A 22,688-nucleotide genomic window follows, 5' to 3' on the forward strand; every position below is an offset into this window, starting at 1 on the left:
AATGTCAAAAGAATATAAAGTATCGCGTTTGCTTATTTCTGGAATGACTAATATTTCATTTCCTGGAGCAATTCACCAAATAAAAATAAAGAAAAATGAATTGCTAGAAGCTGATGTTGACTTAAAAAATGAAGAAAAATTAAATGTCGTGATTGCTTATTCCGATGAACAAAAAGCTCTATATCCTAAAGCAATTACTGCTAAAATTATTGATATTCAGAAAATACCTAACAACAATAGTAGTGTAGTATTAACTTACATTAATACTGGATTTTTTAATTTAATTGACTATGGTTATGCTGAATTATTGTTTGATGGCAAAGTTGATCAAGATAAATTTTATTCACTTACAAGAAATGAAATAAAAAACAACAAAATTCCTTTTGGTTCTGTAACTTCATGTTATGGTCATATAGTACCGATTGCTGAATATGATAACACAACTATAATAAAAAACACTGACGAAAGTTCTATAAATATAATAAGTGAAGCAAGCAATATTTATCCTACACCTCAAACCGTTGATCATATTTATAATTTTTTCGCTGAATCTTTAAAGAAAAATATAAAAGAAGGTGTTATTGAAATACCAGATATTGGAAAAATTTTATTTGTAGAAAATTTATTTAAGAAGAAATATGGTAGAAATCATTTATACATAGAAGAACTTCTTAATGATAAATATAAAATACAAAATCCTACAGAGTATAAAGATAGATGAAGATATGTTGCTACATATTTATCTTTTATGAAGCCTGAATTTACTGAAAAAGTTACTGGTTTTTTAGCATTTGGTGATAAACAACTTTTAGCAATAACTGATTCTGTACTCAATATTGTTAATAGCAATTTTGAAATGGAAAGCCAAATGGCAAAAAAAATGTCAACGAAACTTAATGACCAACACAGAGAATTTGTTATTAGAGAAAAAATTAAATGATTACAAGAAGAACTTGAAGGAATGAATGTTCCTTTAAATAAAGAAGAAGAATACCAAAAAGAAATTAGTGATTCCATAAAAAGCAAAAGATATCCTGAATCAGTAAAAAAAATAATTGCTGAAGAAACAAAAAGAGCAAATGAAATGATGGCAGCTTCTCCTGAAGCTAATATTTCTAAAACTTATGTAAGTCACTTAAAGAAATTACCTTGAAGATTGACCCAAAAAGAACTTTTAGATTTGGAGCACTCTAAAAAAGTCTTAAGCAAATATCATTATGGATTAGAAGAAGTAAAACAACGTATCTTGGAGTACATAGCTGTAATTATTAATACAAAGGAAAATGCAAAAAAAGAATCAAACAAATTAAAATATAATAATGAACTTGAAATAGATTTAAATCTATTTAAAGAAGAAAATAAAACAAAAGAAAAAACATTCAACAATGTTCCTATTTTATGTCTTGTTGGTCCTCCTGGTACAGGCAAAACCTCATTATCAAAAGCAATAGCAGAATCCTTACAAAGAAAATTTGTAAAAATTTCTCTTGGTGGCGTAACAGATGAAAGTGAAATAAGGGGACACAGAAGAACATATGTTGGTGCTATGCCTGGTAAATTAATAAAAGGTATTTCTCAAAGTGGTGTATCTAACCCTGTAATTTTATTGGACGAAATTGATAAAATGGCTTCATCAAATAAAGGCGATCCTGCTTCAGCTATGCTTGAAGTGTTAGACCCAGAGCAAAATTCAAAATTCCAGGATCATTACTTAGAACATGAATATGATTTATCTAAAGCTATATTTATAGCAACAGCAAACTATTACGAAAATATTCCTCCAGCACTAATTGATCGTGTTGAAATAATAGAATTGTCTGCTTATACATTATCAGAAAAAATAAACATAGCTCAAGAACACCTAATGCCAAAAGTTATAGAACAAGTTGGTGCAAAAAGTAATTTCTTAAGTATTAATAATGAAACAATGAAATACATTATTCAGAATTACACACGTGAAGCAGGTGTTCGTGGTTTAAAAAGAATATTAGATAAATTAGCTAGAAAGTTTATATTTAAAAAATTAGAAAACAAAAATAAAAAAGAAGTATTCAATTTAAAAATTAGTGATTTAGAAGAATTATTAGGACCAGAAAAATTCAAAGAAAGCGATAGCGAAGATTACCAAACACCTGGTGTTGTAAATGGTTTAGCTTATACAGCTGTTGGTGGGTCATCATTACAAATCGAAGTTAATACATATCCGGGTAAAGGTGAAATAAAACTCACAGGTTCATTAAAAGAAGTTATGAAAGAATCTGCAAGTATTTCATTATCTTATGTAAGAGCAAATGCTGAAAGATATGGAATTAAAGGTTTTGACTTTGATAACACAACAATTCATATCCATGTTCCTGAAGGAGCAGTCCCAAAAGATGGACCAAGCGCAGGTGTAACTTTTACAACAGCACTGATTTCTTCTTTATCAAAAAGAATAGTTCCATCTCATTATGGAATGACGGGTGAAATAACTTTACGTGGTAAGGTTCTAGATATAGGTGGTTTAAAAGAAAAATCATTTGCTGCATCTCAGAAGAAATTAAAATTCGTTTTTATTCCGTATGGAAATATAGTAAATTTAAGGGATGTACCACAAGAAATTAAATCTAATTTAACTTACATACCTGTACATACATATGATGAAATATATGATGTTATTTTTAATAAAAAAGAACCTCTAAATAAATTAACATTTAAATTAAATGAAAGATAAGCATTTTACAGAAAAATCATTTACTTTCTTAACTATTAACTTTATTGTTGGACTTGGTTTTTTAACAACAATCACTGAAATATTTAATTTAGGTTTATGAGGTTATCTTGTAATAGGTCTTTCTTTGTTAACGGTATGTGGAACTGCTTTAGTATTCTCTAGAATGGGTAATGCATTTAAGGATCACTATGGTGGTTCTTATTCTTATGTAAGACACTTAGATAAAACTTTGTTTGAAGAGGAGTTTCCAAACTTTAGTAAATGAGAAAGAATAAAAAGAAAGCTGATTCATAATTTTTGTTTTTATGTTGGTTGAAATCAGTTTTTACAATCTCCTGTTTTATCATCTATATCACCTTTATTTTTAGCTAGCGCATTTGAATTGGCCATACCTAAAACAACACATAATTTTGAAATTATTATTTGATCAATCAGAATAATATCCATTGTTTTTTTCGGTAGCTTAATATTAATTTCAACTAAAGGTTTAAAACTAAATACTAAAGTTGTTTTTATGACTTCTGTTGTTAAATGAGGTTTTATTGCATTAGGATTGTTTATTTTAATAGGATTTATAATAAAAAATTCTGGAGCAGGATACTTAGATTTGGTTTCAAAACAAATAAAAAAACAAGTTTCTGTTAGTTTAATTTTTGTAAATGTTTTAATTTTTATATTTGCTTTTGCCGGTATTGAAGATATGGCTTCTATGGCAAAAGATGCACATTTTAAAAATTTTAGAAAAGTTTTATTTATTTCATTAGGAATAGTTTCATCTATTTATTTTGTTTCATATACGTTATTTTTGGGTTTAAAACTTAATGAAAATGATACAATTGAACATTTTTCTAAAATTTACCATTTAGCTTTAGGTTCTGCTGGTATAGTTGTGTTTATAATAGGGTTTATTTTTAATGATATTGGTTATAAAATAACACAAAGTGTATCCACAGCACGTAAATTAATACCACTAGCACTAGATAATCACATCAACCCTAAATATGCTGACCATAATCAGCATGGCGAATATAAAAATGCAATTTTATTTACTGCTATACTAACATTTTTATCTATGCTAGTTTTATGGTTACTACCTACTTTATTAAGTAAAAATTCTTCAGAAAACAACCCTTATTTTACTGCTGTTATAGGTGTAAATGCTGTTGCTTTGCTATTAGAAGATACTTTTACAACTGTTGTTGCTTTAATACTATCAAGAAAAAAAATTATTGACAAAATCCCTCTATGAGAGAAAATTATTTATTCTATAAATATAGTTTGAATTCTAACATTACTAAACATTTATCTTTTCCCTTTTATTTTAAATAATGATTGAAAACAAGAACATACTTTCGTTATAGTGGTTTATTTATCATTTATCTTAATAGGTTTTGTTTTTAAATTATCTTGAACTATAAAGCAAAAAAGAAAATCAAAAAATTAACACATTGTGTTAATTTTTTTTGAATTAATATTTGGTTTCTTTAATATAAAGAATAAAGTTAACGTTCTTTTCTTTATAATCTACTTCTTGAAACCTTCAGGGAATAAAGCTGTTTTAAAGTTATTATCATTAAATCCGTTTGAATAAATTTTTGCTAAATTCTCTCTGTATGAAGCAGTTTGAGCAGGGAACCTGTTTTTATCTGTTCCATCTATTAGATTATATGCTTTTATAGGAATATTTCCTCTAACATCTTCTGATAAAAGAAAAGGAGCAAAACCTGCATTTTTACTTAAATCACCATTTTCAACATTTGCTGAAACTGTATTATAAATTCCTACCATTTGTCCGAACTCATTATAAACTAATGAACCAGAAGCACCATAATAAAGTGATGAAAATAGTAATGAGTAATTATAACCATAATAATCACCTAATAATTTACCTTGTGCTTTACCATATGGAGAAACGTTGGAATTAGTAATTCTTTCTTCTCCTTGACTTGTAGCAAAAGAAAACGCTTTAGCATTTTTTGGTTCTCTAGGATATCATTGTATATTTTCATCATATCTTTCAGTTGGGTTGTTTACAGACCACACAGAACCATTATTTGAACTAGGATAACCTCCAATATATAAATTCTGAGCATTTCATAAATTATTTCTTGTTGGATTATTTTTTTCTTTAGCAGCACTAAAGTAATCTGTTGTTTGCATAAATGAAGAAATATTTTTATCTTGGTTAGGTAATTTATTAGTATCTTTTAATCTTTTTAAATAATTATCTAGAGCAGTAATTGATTTTTTAAACAATTCTTTTAGTGAATTATCCATGTTTGTCATATTTATTTCTATTTCAAAAACTGCAAAGTCTGTATAAATAGGAATAAATTCATTTGAATCTATTGCTCTTTTAATTACCTTATCTTCTGAATCTTCATCATCGTCTGCTACTACCGAACCGTTATTTTGTTGATTGTTTAAGTATTCTCTAGCTTTTCTTTTTAAATCTTCTTGTAAAGGTTTTATAAATTCTCTTTTAATGAAATCATAACCAGCAAAAATTAATTTCGGAGCAGAAATTCCCTCTGTTTTAGTTGTTATAGATGCTGAAGTTCCGCTTAAATTAGCATCTTTAAATTTTTCATCTGAACTTCATCATTTTGCATGATATTGTTCTGTTCCTTTAAAGTTATTTGGTACTTCAGTATTATTTCTCGATGTTTTAATTTGATCATAAGTACCTTTTGCTTTTCCTAAAGAAATTGATTTTGCTTTAAGGTCTCTAGGATCATTATAATTTAAAGATTGAGCTATATTATCTTCTAGTGTGTTTGACAACATAGAAGCTACATGTAAATTTGTAGCAAAGAATAATTTATAATTATTTTCATCTTTTTTATAATAATCTAATAATCAAGCAGTTCCACTGTCGGTTGATAAGAAATAATTTTCATCACCTGTTTTTTTACCCACTCCAAATTTAATAGCAAAAGTTCTGTCAAATATTTCATTATAAATAACTTCTTTATCAACTTTTGTGAATTCATTTACAAAATTAGGATATGTGTGTAAATTTGTTCTATCAAAAGAAGGGAAGGTAAAACCAGGAGGTAAACCAGGGAATTCTGGTGGTTGTGGGCCTGGTTGTGGTTGGATTGGATCGTTTGGTTCATTTGATGGAGGTGTTTTCAAATCTTTATCCTCTTTAACACTAAATGATAATTCTGTGGTTATTTTTTTTTCATCTATTTCTAAATATTCAATTTTATTTTCTTTATTTTTAGAAATGTTTGATACATCAAAAATTAATACCATAGTATTTTCATCAAAAGAAGAAGGTGATAAAAAACTTTCATTATGTTGAATTTTTAATTTAATTGAAGATAATATGTCTTTTATTTTTTTATTATTTATCTCTTTATTTGATATTAAAATTTCTAAAACGTTTTTGTTATTTTCACTTTTAACCTTTAATTCAGTAATTTTTAATTCTTTTACTTTTGTTTCTGGTTTACTAGGTTCTGTTGGTTTTTCTTCGGGAGTACCGTTTTCAATAGTTTTGTTTTGTTTGCATGAAATGATAGATAAAGGAAGAATTGTTCCTACAGATAAAATCGAAAGTATTTTAAATTTGTTTTTCATATTTTCCTTTCTAAATCTATTATATAACTTTTAACATTAATAAATCATATATACTTAATCTTATTAATTGTTTGAATTATTATTTAATGTAATTACTTATCTTTTGAATCAAAAATTTTCGTGTCTAAAACACCTATGTATGGAAGATTTCTCATTTTTTCTTTGTAGTCTAGACCAAAACCTACTAAAAATTCATCTGGTACTAAAAAACAAGAATAATCAGCTATCAAATCATTTTTTCTGTGATGTGGTTTATCCATCAATGTAATAATCCTCAATGATTTAGGATTTCTACTCTTTAATATATTCGTTATTTTTTCTAAAGTTATACCACTATCAATAATATCTTCTACTATTAATACATCTTTATTTTTAATGTCTTGTGCTAAATCCATAATTATTTTAACACTTCCTGTTGACTCTTTTTTTCCACTATAACTACTTGCTGTCATAAAATCTAAAACGTGCTCTATTTTTATGTTTTTAATTAATTGAGCTAAAAAAGGAATAGAACCTTTTAATAACCCAACTAAAATTAAATCATTTGAATTTTTATAAGTTTGATTTACCCAATCAGAAGCATCAAAAATTTTTTGTTCAATAAATTCTTGAGTAAACAATATTTTTTTAATAAAAGGATGTTTTTTCATTTTAAAATAAAAAAGTCGTAGAAAAATACGACTCCATTCCTTAAAGATGTTCTATTTTTAAAACCTTAATCATAAATTTATTAGGTCCATCAACTTCGACTTCTGCACCAACTTCGTTCCCTATTAAAGCATTTGCTAAAGGAGAAACGAGTGAGACTTTTCCTTCAAATGGATTAGCATCGTGTGTTCCGGTAATAGTTATAGTTTTTTCTATATTTTTATCTAAAATTAAAAATGTTACAGTAGAGTTTATTCCTATTTTAGTTTCATTGGTATGAGCTTTAGATTCAATGATTTGAACATTATCTAAAATAAACTCAAGTTCTTGGATTCTACCTTCTACAATTCCTTGCCGCTCTCTAGCTGCATCATATTCAGCATTTTCAGATAAGTCTCCTTGTGCACGCGCTTCTTTTAAAGCTTCTTGAACTAGTTTACGCTCAACATTAATTAAGTGTTCATATTCTTTTTTATACTCATCGTATTTTTGTTGTGATAAATAATTTAAATTTTGGTTATCCATTTTGCTCCTTTTTATATTATACTTTTCTTTACTATTATTAAAAATTTATTACTAAAATAAGAAATTTCGTGATTTATGTTTTGATTTTTTAAAATATTTATTAGATTTAAAATATCTTTGTTTTTGTAATATTTTAAACATATAGCTATCATTCCATTTTCATTTAAATTAGAAAAATAATTGTTATATATTTCTTGAATTTCTAGGTTTGATTTAAATACTGCAACAAAATCTATTACTTGATTTTCATAAGGTGTAATTTCTTGTTGGAACTCGTTTGGTAATTTCATTCTAACTTTGTTAAATGTTTTAAAATCAAATTCGTTAGGTAAGTAATATGAAGTTTTTTTTACTTTTTCACATAGTGCAACAAAGTTAAATAAGTCATTTGAACTAAGTATTAACAAAGAATTATATTTGTTTATATAAAATGTGTTTATTAGACCTTCAATATCTATATCATCTGATTTTGACTTAAATTCTTCTTTTAAATGAAAAGGTAAAATTCCAACATCATTCCTCATTGATTGTATTTTCATCAATGCTTCTTGTTGTGATTTTAATACAAATTTTTGACGGTATTTTTTTGCTCAAATTTGTAGACTTATGTATAAACCTATACCTAAAACAAAAACAACAATAGCAGAAATAATCAATATTGTTCTAGTATTACTCATTTTTACTCCATTTATTTTTGTGGTAGTCTAAATAATCTTGCAAAATTAATTGTGCTGCCATTTTATCTTTGATTGCTTTTCTTTTCTTTGAAGATAAACCTATATTAATTAAGTTTTCTTGGATTTTTTTAGTTGAATATTGTTCATTAACAAATAAAAATGGTATTTTAAATCTTTGATAAAGTTTTTCAGAAAATTCTTCAACCATAATTGTTCTTTCACTTTTTTGACCACTAATTTTTGTTGGATATCCAATTACAAAACCATCTATTTTGTATTCGTTCATAAATTTATGGACTTTATTAAAAACTGCTTCAAAATCTTTTTCAGACATTGTGAAATTATCCAAACCTGAAGAAATAATTTCGTTTTCATCTGTTATTGCAAACCCACATGATTTAGTACCTAAATCAAAAGCTAATTTTCTCATTTTATTTCTTTCAATAAAGTGAAAATATCAATTTTCTTGTTTAGTTTACCCATACAAAGAATAGAGTTTCCTCCACCTTTGCCAAGGTTATTGTGTTTAAAAATTAATTGACCTAATTTATTTGAATCAAAAATTTTTGAAGCAACAACTAATACCGGATTGACTTCATCTGTAGACAAAACAATAATGCTTGAAGGAAATTTTTCCCGTAAAGAACTAGCAATGTTTTTAATTTGGTTTTTGTTAATGTTTTGATTTATATATAAATTATGGTTATTTAATTTTATAAAATTTATATTTTGATAATCGAAAACAAATTCATTATTTATTTTTTTATTAATTTCTACAAAGTGATTTCTTGCTATTGAAATATGTTCTTTTAATTGTTCTATTGCTAATTCTAAATCATTATCTAATGAATAATCGAAATTATAGTTAATATCTAGTTTTTGATTTTTTTCAATTACTTTATCTAGTTCTAATATCAATTTATTTTTTTCTTCTTCTAAGTATTCATTAACTAACTCATCAGAAGAAATAGCTCTAATCCTAAATATTCCTGCCGCTTTCTTTTCAACATTAGTGATTTTAAAATTTTCTAGTTTCTTGGTATTGCTCAAGTGTGTTCCGCCACATAAATCTGTTGTAATTCCTTCAAATTGGACAATTCTTACTGATTTAGGATCCATATATTCTGCTTCTTCAAGTGTCATTATAGCACCCATTTTTTTAGCTTGTTCTGTTGTCATAGTTAAATAATTACGTTTTACGTCTTGTTTAATATAACTTCTAACTAAGTTCTCTATATTTTGTATTTCTTGTTCTGTTGGTTTTGTATCTGCTGGTAAATCAAAAGTTAAACGTTCTTCATTATTATCAGAACCAAGTTGTTTTATTTGAGGCCCTAAAATATTTCTTAGCGCACAAAATAATAAATGAGTACCTGAGTGATTACGTTCAAGACCTAATCTTATCTGTTTATCTACAAAACATTCAACTTGTTCGTTTTTATTAATGTTACCTTCTACTTTGTGAATATGGTTTCCGAATTTATCTTTAAACACATCTAAAATAATTATTTTTTGATTATTTTGTTTTATATAACCTCTATCATGTTTTTGACCACCACTAGTAGCATAAAAAGGGGTTTTATCTAAAACCACATAACTTGTTTCTTTAGAATCTTGAATTTCTCTTTCTGTATTTAATAAATATAAAATTTTGGATTTTGAATATGTATCAGAATAACCAATAAATTCATCAACTTTATTTTTTATTAAAGTCAATGAATTTATTACTTTATCCATTCCAGAAACTTTTTGGTTTTTACTTGCTAGAGAGTGTTGTTTTTTAGCTTCTTCATATGATGAGTAATCTATTTCGATACCTTCTTGTCTAAGAATTTCATCTGTTAATTCTATTGGGAAACCATATGTTTCAAATAATTTGAATGCTATATTACCTGGAAATACTTTTTGATCTTTTGATATGTGTTGAAATAATAAATTTCTTCCGTTTTCTATTGTTTTGAAGAAAATTTCTTCTTCATTTAATATTATTTCTCTTACTTTTTCTATATCATATCCGAAAGGTAATGTCTCTTTAATTATTTGTGTTAATTTATATAAAAAATTACCTGGAATATTTAGCATCATTCCAAAATAAACACTACGTCTTATTAAACGTCTTAAGATATAACCTCGACCTACATTTGAAGGTTTAGCTCCGTCTGCGATTGCGTTCACCACCGTTCTCATATGGTCAGCAATAACTTTAAAATAAGTATTAATTTGGGTTTGAGTTTTATCTTTACTAAAGTAATTAGATGTTTGATATCTGTAATTTGTGTATTTTTCTATTTCATTAATTATTGGTAAAAATAAATCTGTGTCAAAATTGGTTGGAGCGTTTTGTAAAATAGAAACTAACCTTTCAAAACCAGCGCCAGTATCAATATTTTTTTGTTTTAATTCTGTGTAATTTCCCTGTCCATCAGAATTAAAAGTAGAAAAAACTATGTTTCAAATTTCTATATAACGGTCATTTTCTATATCATTTTCCAGCAACTCTATTCCTCTAGAATCATATTTAAGACCTCTATCATAAAAAATTTCTGTATTTGGTCCGCATGGTCCTGATCCTACTTCTCAGAAGTTAGTTTTTTTATCTCCTGGAATTAAATGAGATTCTTTAAAACCGTTTTTTATTCACAAATTTCTTGTTTCTAAATCTTCTTTATAATAAGTAAAATAAAGTTTATCTTTTTCTAATTTTAAAACATCTAATAAAAACTCTTTTGCATATTCAATAGCTTCTTTTTTAAAATAATCGCCTATAGAGAAATTACCTAACATTTCAAAAAAAGTGTGATGTCTTGCTGTTACACCGACATTTTCTATATCATTTGTTCTAATTGATTTTTGTGAGTTAACTAACCTAGGACAAGGCGGTATTTTTTTACCAGAAAAATAATCTTTTAATGTGGCTACACCACTATTTATCCATAATAAAGAAGGATCGTTTTGTGGGATTAAACTTTTTGAAGGTACAACATAATGGTTTTTAGATTCAAAAAAGTCTAATCATTTTTTTCTTATTTCTTTTGAAGTCATTTTTTCCTCTCTATAAATATTTGATTCATTTGTTATTCATAAAAACTTTATCTATAATTCCGCCACCAATACATTTTTGTCCTTCATAAATTACTACTTGTTGACCAGGGGTTATTGCAAATGATTTATCATAACTAATTTTGATTTCTTTATCATTTAATATTTCCATTTTTATTGGAATATCTTGTTGTCTATATCTGAATTTAGCAGTTAAATTATTTTTATCATATTCAAAATGATTAAACGTATAATCAGTTGCTATTAAACTGTTTGATTCTAAATATTCTGGTTTGGAACTTGGTGCCACATACAAAATATTTTTGTATACATCTCTACCACAAACATAATGTGGTTCTGTCATTCCACCTAAATTCAATCCTTTACGTTGTCCTATTGTATAATAAAAACAACCGATATGTCTACCTAATATTTTGTTTGAAGTGATATCAACTATATTTCCTTCTTGAGCAGGTATATAATTTTGTAAAAATTGAGTAAAATTTCTTTCCCCTATAAAACAAATACCTGTAGAGTCTTTTTTTTGTGCAGTAACTAAATTTAATTCATTTGCTATTTCTCTTATTTGTTTTTTTGTTAGATTTTGTAATGGCATAATTACTTTTTCTAATTGTTGGGTAGTTAACTGGGCTAGGAAATAAGTTTGATCTTTTTCTTGATCTTTTGCTCGATATAATTTTCCTTTTTCTACTTTTGCATAATGTCCCATTGCTATATAATCTGCTTTTAATTTGTTAAATGCATATTTAGCAAATTTATCGAATTTAATATATTTATTACACAATATATCAGGATTAGGTGTACGACCTTTCTTATATTCTTCTATAAAATTTTCAAAAACGTTATCTCAATATTCTTTAACAAAATCAACTCTACAAATTTTTATTCCTAATTTATCTGCTACCTTTTTTGCATCATTATAATCTTGCTCTTGTGGACAAATATTTTCATTTAAATCTTTGTTTCCTAATATATCATTATTTACCATACTATCTCAATTACGCATAAACAAACCAACAACCTCATATCCTTGTTGCTGTAATAAATATGCACTAACTGAAGAATCTACACCACCACTTAATCCTATTACTACTCTTTTTTTCATATATAACTTTCTTTATTTATTATAATTTTAATTATAATAAATTTATTTTATTTTATAAGTTTATAAAATGTATGATTTTAATTTGTATTATAATAACTATTATGCGGCAAAAAAAAGTTAGTATTATTCATTTAATTATATTTATATTAAAGGTTACTTTTATCGGTTTTGGTGGTGGCAACGCTTTAATGCCTATCATAAAAAAAGAAGCAGTTGATAAAAGAAAATGAATTACTAATTCTGAATTTGATGATATTGTAATTGTTACGAATATGTTACCTGGGGCGTCAGTTATTCAAACTATTTCTTATATTTGTATACATTTATTAGGGAAATTTAAAGGTATTTTAGTTACTTTATTTGCTATATTACCTCACGTTTTAATAGCTTTTGCTTTTTTAATATTATCTAATTATTTACCTAAAGAATACATAAAGATTCTTTCTATTGGTGTCTTAATTTCAATTATTTCTTTTTTAATAGACTTTGGTATGAGATATTTAAAACAGTCAAAACAAAGCGTTTATACACCTTTGTGATTGGTTATTTTTCTTTTTTCATTTATTTATTGTTTTTTTGTCCCTTCCCCTTATAACATACCAGTTGTAGCTATTTTGTTTGTAATGATTATTTATACATTTTTATATTTTTATTTAAAAAAGAAAAACAAAAAAACAATCCTTCAAGAAGGAGAGGAGTAATGATTTTTATTGGTTTTTTAATTAGTATTCCTTTATTAATTTTAATTTCAATTTCTGTTTTTGGTGGTGGCCAAGTTTTTATGCCTATTTTTAGATGGTTGTGAACTTTTTTAAGTTCGGTTTTTGGTTCACAAATATCAGAAGAGAAAATCAATACTGTTTTTGCTATATCTAATTCTACTCCAGGGGTAGTATCAACAAAATTTGGTTTTTTTACAGGGTTTTTGGTAGCATACAATGATGATGGTTCTGTTTTATGGTGAGGCTATGTAGCAATGTTTGTAACATATTTTTTCTTTTGTTTGCCTGCAATTATTATTATGTTATTAGCAATGAGATATATTAAAAAATTTAAAAGTAATTCTTATGTTAAAAATATGTTGATTATATTAAGACCTATTATATCAGGAATTATATTTTCTTTGGCATTACAATTATTAGTTCAAATTTTTCTACCCGAAATAGAATTTAATAAAAATTCAATAAATTATTTTTCTTATACAAAAACAGAAAACAATTTTTTTATCGGATACAAAGGTGTTTTATTAAAGATTTATGTTCCATTAGGTATATTAATTTCTTATTATTTAGCAAAGAAGAAGTTTTCTTTATTTTTAATTATTTTATTAAATGTTTGTGCATCTTTTATTTTATTTGCTATACCTTATGTTTAAATAATAAAAACACTAAACAAAAAAATATTCAAATACCTGAATATTTTTTTGTTTTTTTATTCTTTTTCTATTTTATATATATTTTCATTTATTTTTAAAATATCACCTGATCTAATTTTTGAGTTTCTTTTGACATTTTGTTTGTCATTTATTTTAATAAAGTTTTCTTCTATAAAAAATTTTGCTTGTCCTCCTGTGTTTATTTCATCTATTTTCTTTAATAATTGTCCTAGTTTAATTTCATTTGTTTTTATTTTTATAATCATTTTAATACCTTCTTATAGGAGTTAATATTTGAATGTTTTCAGGGTATTTATCTGATAAAACATAAATTCTTTCGTTAGATTCATTAAATTTAATTTCTATTTCTTCTGTGTTAACAACACTTAACGCATCTTTAAAAAATTGAAAATCAACATCTATATCTACTAAATCACCATCAAATTCGAATCGGTTAGATGAAGCAGAAGATATTCCTGTTTCAGGGACTTCAAAACTAAGTTTTAATTCATTTTTATTTAATAAAAATTGTAATCTTCTTATTTTGTCAGATGATTGAAAAATAACTTTGTTTACTAAATTAAGTAATGTATTTTTTGAAATTTTTAATGTTTTATTGTATATTGGTTTTAAAAAAGGAGAAATATCTGTGAAATTTTCTTTTATTAAATTTGTAAATATAACAGTTTCTTTATAAGAAACACCTATTTTGTCTTCATCTAGAAATAAATCAACCTCTTTTGTTATTTCTTTAGGAAAAAGCTTTTTTAAACTTTTTGATTCTGCTAAAACATTAAAATCAAAACTTTCTTTAAGATTAATTATTTGAGTAATTAATCTGTGACTATCTGTTGCTGTTAACCTTAAAACACCATTATTTGATTTTAAATTAATACATTTATAAATAACGAAATTAACTTTTTCTGTATTTTGAGAAGTAGCAAGAGAAACATTGTTTATTATTTCTCTCATTTCATTGCTATTAATTTTTGTTTTATTTTTTTGTAAATCAAAATTTATATAAGGATATTTTTCTATTTCTAATTTAGTCAAAATATATTTTGTTTTATTTTCATACAAAATAATGTTTAAACCATCACTTTCAAAAAAAATTTCTTCATCAAATTTTTTAATTACATCTCTCATTAAGGAAGCATTAATCAAAAAAGAACCAGGTTCATAAATATTTATGTTATTATCTTTTGTTTTTATTATTTTTCTAACATTCAAGTAATTATTAGAACCAATCATTGTGATATTATCATAATCTATTTTAAATAATATACCTCTAAGTGGTATAAAAGCATCATTTGAATCTATATAATTATTTAAAAATTCTATAGAATTTTCTATTAGTTTTTTACTTATTTTAAATTTCATAATTTCTCCTATTTAATATAATTATTTTTTGTTTTAATAAGTCTAATAAAAACAAAAAAGTTATTTTAATTAACAAAAATAAAAATAAAATTAACTTTTTAACCTTATTAACAAGTTAGTAATTTATTAATTTATTCCATTAATTTCCCCAATTAGAAACTCTAGTGCATTCTTAAAAGAAGGATTTTTATCATCAGAATTAATTTTTTTAATAGCGCTTAATATAGTAGAGTGATCTCTGTTGAATAATCTACCTATTTGTGTGGATGAATATGTTAATAAGTTGTGGACTAACATAATACAAATATGTCTAGCAATAACTATTTCTTTTTTTCTTGACTTTCCTAAAATTTCTTTTTCTTTTACTTTATAATGTTTAGCAACAGATTTTAATATAACATCAAAAGTTACTTCTTTTTCTTCTTTTATATAATCTATAAATAAATTTTGAACTTTATCAAAAACAAAATCATCATAAACTTCAAATTCATCTTTTTTATTTATTAATTTAATAGCTGCTCCGAAAATCGCTCTAACAGATTTTGAATGATTTCTAACAATTAAATTTTTTGATCTTTCATCTAGTACTTTAATATTGAAACCTGATTGATTTAATTTATATTCCATTAATTTATGTAAATCATCTAAACTAGGATTTTGTATTTTAACAATATAACCTTCTTGAATTCTTGTGACAAACCTTTTATCAAATAATTTTTCCATACCATTAATATCTAGTTCAGATGAAATAATAGTTAATTTATTTAAAAGAATCCTATTATCTAAGATGTGATAGATAAAATTTTTTGTTTGTGTTTTTTGTCCTTCACCAAATATTTGAAAATCATCAATAAGCAAAATGTCCATATTACTTAGAAGTTCAGATACTTCTTTTATTTTTTTTGAATTGTTTTCTTTTAATAAGTTAGCAATATATATAGAAAAACTTAAAGGAGTTAAATAAAAACCGTTTTTATTGTTTTTCAAAAATGAATTCCCGATAGAATGAAGTAAGTGAGTTTTACCTAAACCTGATTGACCATAAATATAAACTGTCTTTAAGTTTAAAAAATTTTGGTCTAATTTATTGACTAAATTAAAAACTTCATCATTAAAATTAGCAACTAAAAAATTTTCATAATTCATCTGAGAGTTGTAATTATTCAAAGAAAAAAAATTACTTTTTTGATGACCTGAAGAATTGTTAAATAAAGAAATTTGATTTATCACCTTTTCTTCAATTTGTTTTTCTTTTATAGTGTTTTTAATAGTTAGCTCATAATTAATTTTTTCACCAAAAACAATTTTAATAGAGTTTTCAAAAATTTCTTTGTAAATACCCTTGAATTGTAATAAGTTTTCTTCTTTTTCTAAAGGAATGAAAATTAAAACAAAATTATCTTCTTTTTGAATTACTTTCATTTTAGAAAAAAAAGATTTTCACAACATATTATCATTGATTTCGTTCCTCAAATAATTTAATAATTTTTCAGTAAATTCATTTAAGTTTTCTTTTTTAATCATAAACAAATTATATAATAAATTAAAAATAAATAACATATTTATAAACAACTTTTATAACTATATTTAAGCAGAAAAGATACTTATTAACATATTAAGAAAAATTGTTAATAAGTATGTTAATAATTATTTAAAGTCTAGTATATACAAAAATAAGCAAAAAAAATAATTAAAGTATAATTTAATATAATTATGGTTAATTTATCTAAAGAGAAAATAACAGGAAAATTTGTAAAACTTTTAAAAGGAAGTTCTTCGCAAGGATGGGGTTTTTTGCTTTTTGAAACAACAGATAAAAAGAAAAAAATCTCAATTTATACAAGAAAAAATGTACCAGATTTATATAAAAAATATGAAATAGAGATTCAACAAAGTACAACAAACAAAAACTCTTTTGTTTTACTATCTTTTGTCCCTATATTAGAATTAGTAGATACTGATATAGAAATAAAAGAACATATTTTAAAAATTCAAAAAATAGGTAAAATAACCGCACAAAAAGTTTTTGATAAATGAGGAAAAACTTTTTTTAAAATGTTAGGTTCATTAGAAGTAAATAAAAATATCTTAAAAGAAATTTTAAATGAACAACAAATTGATAACTCTTTCAATTATTATGAACATAATCAAGAAACGATTAATAAAATTTTAAAATTAAGTGAACAAGAAAGTGAGTTTTATAAAGAAAATATCCGTTTTTTTTATTCTAATGATTTGATAGATTTATATGATTTTTTAAAAAAGAAATTTGAAACAGAGTCTATTGATTTTATAAGTAAATATAAAAATATTAATCCATATTTATTATATATAGAAGATAACTTTAATTTATATACAGTAGATAGGTTTGCGATTCTGTTGGGTTATGACATTTATTCTAATAAAAGATTTGAAGCGTTCATATTAAAAGTTATGGTTAGTTTAGAAGAAAATAATTCAACATTATTTTCTTTAAAAGAAGTTTATAAAGAGTTTTTAAAAACTATATCATTAGACCATTTTGAAGAAAATTTAAATTTATTTCAAAAAAGTTTGTCTAATTTAATAGATAAAAATAAAGTAAAGTTAATTAATAATAAAATTACAAGAAATATTACATATGAAAAAGAGTTGTTCATATCAAAACAATTGATTAATCTATCTAAAAATAAAAAAATAGGATTAAATAGTGAAGAAGAAAAAAATCTATCTTACTTATCTGATGAACAAAAAAATGCATATTACAATTTTATAAACCAGAATTTCTTGATTGTTTCAGGAAACCCAGGAACTGGAAAGAGTAATTTAATTAAACACTTTTATAACACATTAAAAATCAATAATCAAAAACCAGAAAAAGATTTTTTTATTTTAACACCAACAGGTAGAGCATCATCAATATTAAGTTCTAAAAACAAAATATTAACAAGGACAATACACAGTTTTTTAAAAATAAAAGATGATACTGAAGAAGTTGAAATTAAAGAAAACTATGATGAAGTTAAAACAATAATAATTGATGAGTTTAGTATGGTTAATATTTCCGTGTTTTATAAACTTTTAAAAACCTGTACTAATCTAGAAAAATTAATATTAGTAGGAGATAAAGATCAATTGCCCGCAATAGGACCAGGTGATATATTAAACGATTTAATTAATTCTAATTTATTTCCTATTGTAATATTAAAAAAATTTTATAGAAGTAGCTCGTTAGAAATAAAAAAATATGTTGATTTTATCAATAATATAGGTGATTATACAAACCCTGAATATCTTAAAAACATACTAACTTATTTTGAAGAACTTTATAAAAAAGAAAAAATAAATGAACAAACATTTTCTTTTATTCAAAGTAACTTATTAGCAAATAACACAAGCGTATTAAATGATTATTATGATTTAGAAGATAATTGAAATGAATGGCTAGGTAATTCATTACAAAATAAACCAGTAAACTTTTTACTGTATAAAGAATTTGAGTGAGATTTATTAAATTTATTTAAAAAATCAGTTAACAAACACGGAATAGATAATACCATCATTTTATGTCCTATGTATAAAGGTGATTTCGGAATAAATAAAATAAATAATTTAATACAAGAAAGTCATAACCCAAATGGAAAAGTTGTTCATACATCGAAATTTAATAATGAAAAAATACTATATAAAGTTGGTGATAAAGTAATTCAACTAGTAAATAGATACGAACAAGGTTTATCTAATGGTGACATAGGTTATATTCATACTTCAGAAATAAACGAAAACAATGAAATCAGAATTAAGGTAAAGTTTATCTTAGATAATAAAGAAAGAATAATTACATATTCAAAAGAAGAATTTAACTCAGAAATTAATTTAGCTTACGCAATCACTGTTCACAAATTTCAAGGTAGTGAAACTGATAATGTTATTTTTATATTAAATTATAATCACAGATTTATGTTATCAAGAAAGTTGGTTTATACTGCAATATCTAGAGCAAAAAAAGAATTATGAATATTTTCTAAAGAACAAAATTTATACTCTAAATTCTTAGTACCAAGATTTTTAGAAAAAACAGAAATATATACTAACACCCAAACCATTTTAAAAGGAGGTCTTTAATGAAGTTGATAGTAGGATTAGGTAATCCAGGGAATCAATATAAATACACTAGACATAACTTAGGTTTTTTAGTAGTAGATAGGATATGCAAAAACTTAAATTTAACTTTAAATAAATCTAAATTTAATGGTGAGTATGTAAAATTGGATGATTTTATCTTAGCAAAACCATTAACTTATATGAATTTATCAGGACAATTTATTTCTCAAATTTGCTCATATTTTAAAATAAAACCTGAGGATGTTTTAGTTATTCATGACGAAAAAGATTTTGAATTAGGAAAAGCATCCTTAAAAAACAAAGGTTCAGGTGGTTCTCATAACGGAGTTAAAAATATAATTGAGCAACTTGGAAGTGATAATTTTAAAAGACTCAGAATAGGTATAAACGCTCCTTTTCAAGGAGAATTAAGAGATTTTGTTTTAAGTACATTTACAGAAAAAGAAATGATAACATTAGATTCTATGATAGATAGTTGTGCAAATGTAGCTATTTCGTTTGTATATAATGATATAAATATATTGATGAATAAATTTAACCAATTAAATAATGGAAAAAAATAAAAAGTATTTAATTGCTGTTAGTGGCGGACCAGATAGCATGTTTTTATTAGACAAATATAAAAATAAGAACATAATTGTTGCACATGTAAATTACAATCAAAGAAAAGATAGTCACATAGATACTAATATAGTTAAGGAATATTGTAAAAAGAACAATATACCACTAGAAATTATGGAATTCAAAAAAGAAGATTATACCTTCAAAAATTTCCAAAATTGAGCAAGAGAACAAAGATATTTGTTTTTTAAGAAAATTTACTATGAAAATCATTGTGATTATTTATTAATCGCTCATCATTTAGATGATTTTATAGAAACAGCACAAATGCAATTACAAAGTCAAAGAAACCAGTTTTACTACGGGATAAAAAAAACTAACAAAGTTTATGATATGTTAGTTTATAGACCTTTTTTATTCAAATATTTCAAAAGTACTATATTAAATAAATGTATCAAAAAGTTAATACCATATGCAATTGATTATACAAATGAAAAAGAAGTTTACACAAGAAATAAAATAAGAAAAGAAAACCAGAAAAAAAATAAACTCAAAAAAATTCTTTTTTTATTTTATATATTGTTGAAAAATAAAAAAAGAAAAAGGATTTTTAATTTAGTTTTAAAAGAGTACAAAATATGAAAAGAAAGCAAATTCAACCAAGATTTATTTAATTTTTTTAATTTTAAAAATGAATTGATTTTTATGATGATTAATAATAATTTTGTAAATGTAAATTTGACTAAAGATAAAATCAATTCTATTATAAGTTTTATAGTTTCTAAAAATAGAACAAGTAAATATAAATTGGATGAAAAAAATTATTTAATTAAAAACAAAGGTCAAGTTTTTGTTTTTAATTAAATAAAATAATATAATTTAAAAAGAAAGAAGGGAAAATGTTTAAAACAAAAAAGAATATATTCTTAATTTTAATATTAATAATAATAGGTATTATTATTTTTTCATTTTTGATAAGTAATTTTATTAATAAAAATTCAGAAATAAAAACAACATTAACTGTCTTTGTTAATAATTTAGAAAAAGCAGCAAATTCAGATGATGACTCAATTTTCTTTAAAAGTATACAAATAAATAAATATGATAATACAATACATTCTGTATTTTTTGATGGAAAAAGAAATTTAAATTTATTGACATATGGTAATGAAGAAAGTTTAAGATTATTAATTCCAAATTATTCAACTGTTTTTCAAGAAGTTTTTAAAGTAACAGATGATAAAGGTGTTGTAAGCATAGTTGGTGGTTTACAAACAACACCTGCTCCAAAACCAAATATATGATTAAATATTTTTGTTTCATTGATTCCAACATTTTTATTAATCACAATTATTTATTTTATATATAGATCACAAATGAAAATGATGAATGGTCAATCAGGTGCGTTTGGAGACAAAAGTCCTGCACAAATAATTAAATCAGATAAAAAATTTAGTGATGTAGCAGGGAATAAAGAACCAATTGAAGAAATTTCAGAAATAGTTGATTATCTAAAAAACCCAAAAAAATATGAAGAATCTGGTGCTAGAATGCCTAGAGGTATTCTTTTAGGTGGTCCTCCGGGAACAGGGAAAACTTTGTTAGCGAAAGCAACAGCGGGAGAAGCTAATGTTCCTTTCTTCTTTGTTTCAGCATCTAATTTTGTTGAATTATTTGTCGGAATGGGAGCAAAAAGAGTTAGACAAGTCATAGCAGAAGCAAGAAAAAATTCACCTGCAATAGTATTTATTGATGAATTAGATGCTATAGGAAGAACAAGAGGTTCTGGTATAGGTGGAGGCCACGATGAAAGAGAACAAACTCTTAACCAACTACTTGTTGAAATGGACGGAATAAAAGAAAATTCTGGTTTATTATTTATAGCAGCAACAAACAGAACTGATGTTTTAGACCCAGCATTAACCAGACCTGGTCGTTTTGATAGAGTCATTACCGTAGGTTTACCAGATGTATCAGAAAGAGAACAGATTTTAAGATTGCATGCAAAAGGTAAAAGATTTTCAGAAGACGTTAAATTTGTTAATATAGCAAAAAGAACACCAGGTTTTTCTGGTGCCCAATTAGAAAATGTTATAAACGAATCTGTTTTATTATCTGTTCGTCAAAACGCAAAAGTTATAACATTACCTATCATAGATGAAGCGATTGATCGTGTAATGGCAGGTCCTGCCAAAAAATCAAGAACCATAACTAAAGAAGAATTAACATCTGTTGCATATCATGAAGCTGGACATGCAGTAGTTGGTTTAAAAGTTCCTGGAGGAAATAAAGTACAAAAAATTACCATAATTCCTAGAGGACAAGCGGGCGGTTATAATTTAATGATGCCAGAGAATGAAAAATATAATTATTCTAAAAAAGAACTTTTAGCTACTATAGCAAGTTTTATGGGAGGAAGAGCAGCAGAAGAAATAGTTTATGGAAAAGAAAATGTTTCTACAGGTGCTTCTGATGATATAGAAAAAGCAACAAACATAGCAAGAAGAATGGTAACTGAGTTTGGTATGAGTGATTTAGGTCCAATAAAATACCAAGAAGAAAGTGGTAGTCCATTTTTAGGAAAAACACTTGCAACAAGTTCTTCTTTATCAAATCAAATAAGTCATGAGATTGATTTAGAAATTAGAAAAATAATTATTGAAGCTCAAAAAATAGCATATCAAACCATACTAGATAATAAAGAATTATTAGAACTTATAAAAACCTTGCTTTTAGAAAAAGAAACAATTATTGCAGAAGAAATTAATTATATTGCTCAAAATCTAAAATTACCACCAAAAGAAAGAAAAGAAGAAATTGAACAAGAAAAAGATTTGGATTTAGATTTTCTAATAAAAGAATCTAAATCAGAAAACCAAAAAGAAAAAAATAATAATGATTTACATTTTGGTCCTATAAATGAAGAAACAGAAATTAATTAAATAAAAGAGG

18 protein-coding genes are annotated in these 22,688 nt (G+C 24.6%); 8 read left to right on the top strand and 10 right to left on the bottom strand.

Going from position 1 to position 22,688, the window contains the following annotated elements:
• Position 1 precedes the first annotated feature (1 nt).
• Both lon and RRG59_RS00630 read left to right on the top strand, forming a co-directional pair.
• Positions 2 to 2,713, top strand: coding sequence for an endopeptidase La (gene lon, locus RRG59_RS00625; protein ID WP_322902441.1), 2,712 nt, complete (start codon positions 2 to 4; stop codon positions 2,711 to 2,713).
• On the top strand, positions 2,703 to 4,157 hold the full coding sequence (locus tag RRG59_RS00630; protein WP_322902444.1) for an APC family permease: 1,455 nt from the start codon (positions 2,703 to 2,705) through the stop codon (positions 4,155 to 4,157). Before lon ends, RRG59_RS00630 begins: the two co-directional genes overlap by 11 nt.
• An 80-nt stretch (positions 4,158 to 4,237) precedes the next feature.
• Here the strand turns inward: RRG59_RS00630 and RRG59_RS00635 are convergent, their stop codons facing one another.
• The 7 genes from RRG59_RS00635 to mnmA form a co-directional block, all read right to left on the bottom strand.
• Entirely contained in the window at positions 4,238 to 6,301 is a 2,064-nt protein-coding gene (locus RRG59_RS00635; RefSeq protein ID WP_322902445.1) for an MIP family Ig-specific serine endopeptidase, read from the bottom strand.
• A 92-nt stretch (positions 6,302 to 6,393) separates the two neighbouring features.
• Positions 6,394 to 6,951 carry a hypoxanthine phosphoribosyltransferase gene (gene hpt, locus RRG59_RS00640; RefSeq protein WP_322900547.1) on the bottom strand — a complete coding sequence of 186 codons (558 nt, stop codon included), beginning with the start codon at positions 6,949 to 6,951 and terminating at the stop codon, positions 6,394 to 6,396.
• Positions 6,952 to 6,991: 40 nt separating this feature from the next.
• Complete coding sequence (gene greA, locus RRG59_RS00645; RefSeq protein ID WP_036429826.1) at positions 6,992 to 7,474, bottom strand: transcription elongation factor GreA; 483 nt, start codon at positions 7,472 to 7,474, stop codon at positions 6,992 to 6,994.
• Between the two features lie 11 nt (positions 7,475 to 7,485).
• A complete protein-coding gene (locus RRG59_RS00650) occupies positions 7,486 to 8,151 on the bottom strand; it encodes a BC85_0335 family putative methyltransferase (protein WP_036429825.1) in 666 nt (221 codons plus the stop codon).
• On the bottom strand, positions 8,144 to 8,581 hold the full coding sequence (gene ruvX, locus RRG59_RS00655; RefSeq protein ID WP_322902449.1) for a Holliday junction resolvase RuvX: 438 nt from the start codon (positions 8,579 to 8,581) through the stop codon (positions 8,144 to 8,146). The genes RRG59_RS00650 and ruvX overlap by 8 nt, the downstream gene beginning before the upstream one ends.
• Entirely contained in the window at positions 8,569 to 11,193 is a 2,625-nt protein-coding gene (gene alaS, locus RRG59_RS00660; RefSeq protein ID WP_322902451.1) for an alanine--tRNA ligase, read from the bottom strand. The genes ruvX and alaS overlap by 13 nt, the downstream gene beginning before the upstream one ends.
• Before the next feature lie 10 nt (positions 11,194 to 11,203).
• On the bottom strand, positions 11,204 to 12,322 hold the full coding sequence (gene mnmA / locus RRG59_RS00665; RefSeq protein WP_322902724.1) for a tRNA 2-thiouridine(34) synthase MnmA: 1,119 nt from the start codon (positions 12,320 to 12,322) through the stop codon (positions 11,204 to 11,206).
• 95 nt (positions 12,323 to 12,417) lie between these two features.
• Between mnmA and RRG59_RS00670 the strand changes: the two genes are divergently transcribed.
• Entirely contained in the window at positions 12,418 to 13,017 is a 600-nt protein-coding gene (locus RRG59_RS00670; RefSeq protein ID WP_322902452.1) for a chromate transporter, read from the top strand.
• Positions 13,017 to 13,691: a chromate transporter gene (locus RRG59_RS00675; protein WP_322902453.1), complete on the top strand. Its 675-nt coding sequence runs from the start codon at positions 13,017 to 13,019 to the stop codon at positions 13,689 to 13,691. Before RRG59_RS00670 ends, RRG59_RS00675 begins: the two co-directional genes overlap by 1 nt.
• Before the next feature lie 56 nt (positions 13,692 to 13,747).
• Here the strand turns inward: RRG59_RS00675 and RRG59_RS00680 are convergent, their stop codons facing one another.
• From RRG59_RS00680 to RRG59_RS00690, 3 genes are all read right to left on the bottom strand, one after another.
• A complete protein-coding gene (locus RRG59_RS00680; protein WP_322902454.1) occupies positions 13,748 to 13,957 on the bottom strand; it encodes an RNA-binding S4 domain-containing protein in 210 nt (69 codons plus the stop codon).
• 1 nt (position 13,958) lies between these two features.
• A complete protein-coding gene (locus RRG59_RS00685; protein ID WP_322902455.1) occupies positions 13,959 to 15,071 on the bottom strand; it encodes a DNA polymerase III subunit beta in 1,113 nt (370 codons plus the stop codon).
• A gap of 126 nt (positions 15,072 to 15,197) precedes the next feature.
• Complete coding sequence (locus RRG59_RS00690; protein ID WP_322902456.1) at positions 15,198 to 16,595, bottom strand: helix-turn-helix domain-containing protein; 1,398 nt, start codon at positions 16,593 to 16,595, stop codon at positions 15,198 to 15,200.
• Between the two features lie 189 nt (positions 16,596 to 16,784).
• Here RRG59_RS00690 and RRG59_RS00695 point away from each other — a divergent pair, with 189 nt between their 5' ends.
• From RRG59_RS00695 to ftsH, 4 genes are read left to right on the top strand one after another with little or no spacing between them, the layout of a single operon-like run.
• On the top strand, positions 16,785 to 19,175 hold the full coding sequence (locus RRG59_RS00695; protein ID WP_322902457.1) for an ATP-dependent DNA helicase: 2,391 nt from the start codon (positions 16,785 to 16,787) through the stop codon (positions 19,173 to 19,175).
• Positions 19,175 to 19,738 (top strand): aminoacyl-tRNA hydrolase, encoded by a 564-nt coding sequence (gene pth, locus RRG59_RS00700; RefSeq protein WP_322902459.1) that lies wholly within the window; start codon positions 19,175 to 19,177, stop codon positions 19,736 to 19,738. Before RRG59_RS00695 ends, pth begins: the two co-directional genes overlap by 1 nt.
• A complete protein-coding gene (tilS, locus tag RRG59_RS00705; RefSeq protein WP_322900538.1) occupies positions 19,725 to 20,600 on the top strand; it encodes a tRNA lysidine(34) synthetase TilS in 876 nt (291 codons plus the stop codon). The genes pth and tilS overlap by 14 nt, the downstream gene beginning before the upstream one ends.
• Positions 20,601 to 20,635: 35 nt before the next feature.
• Positions 20,636 to 22,678: an ATP-dependent zinc metalloprotease FtsH gene (gene ftsH, locus RRG59_RS00710; protein ID WP_322902461.1), complete on the top strand. Its 2,043-nt coding sequence runs from the start codon at positions 20,636 to 20,638 to the stop codon at positions 22,676 to 22,678.
• The last annotated feature ends 10 nt before the right edge of the window (positions 22,679 to 22,688 follow it).

The sequence above is a fragment of the Mycoplasmopsis felis genome, from assembly GCF_034647055.2.
In the GTDB taxonomy this organism is placed as follows: domain Bacteria; phylum Bacillota_I; class Bacilli_A; order Mycoplasmatales; family Metamycoplasmataceae; genus Mycoplasmopsis; species Mycoplasmopsis felis.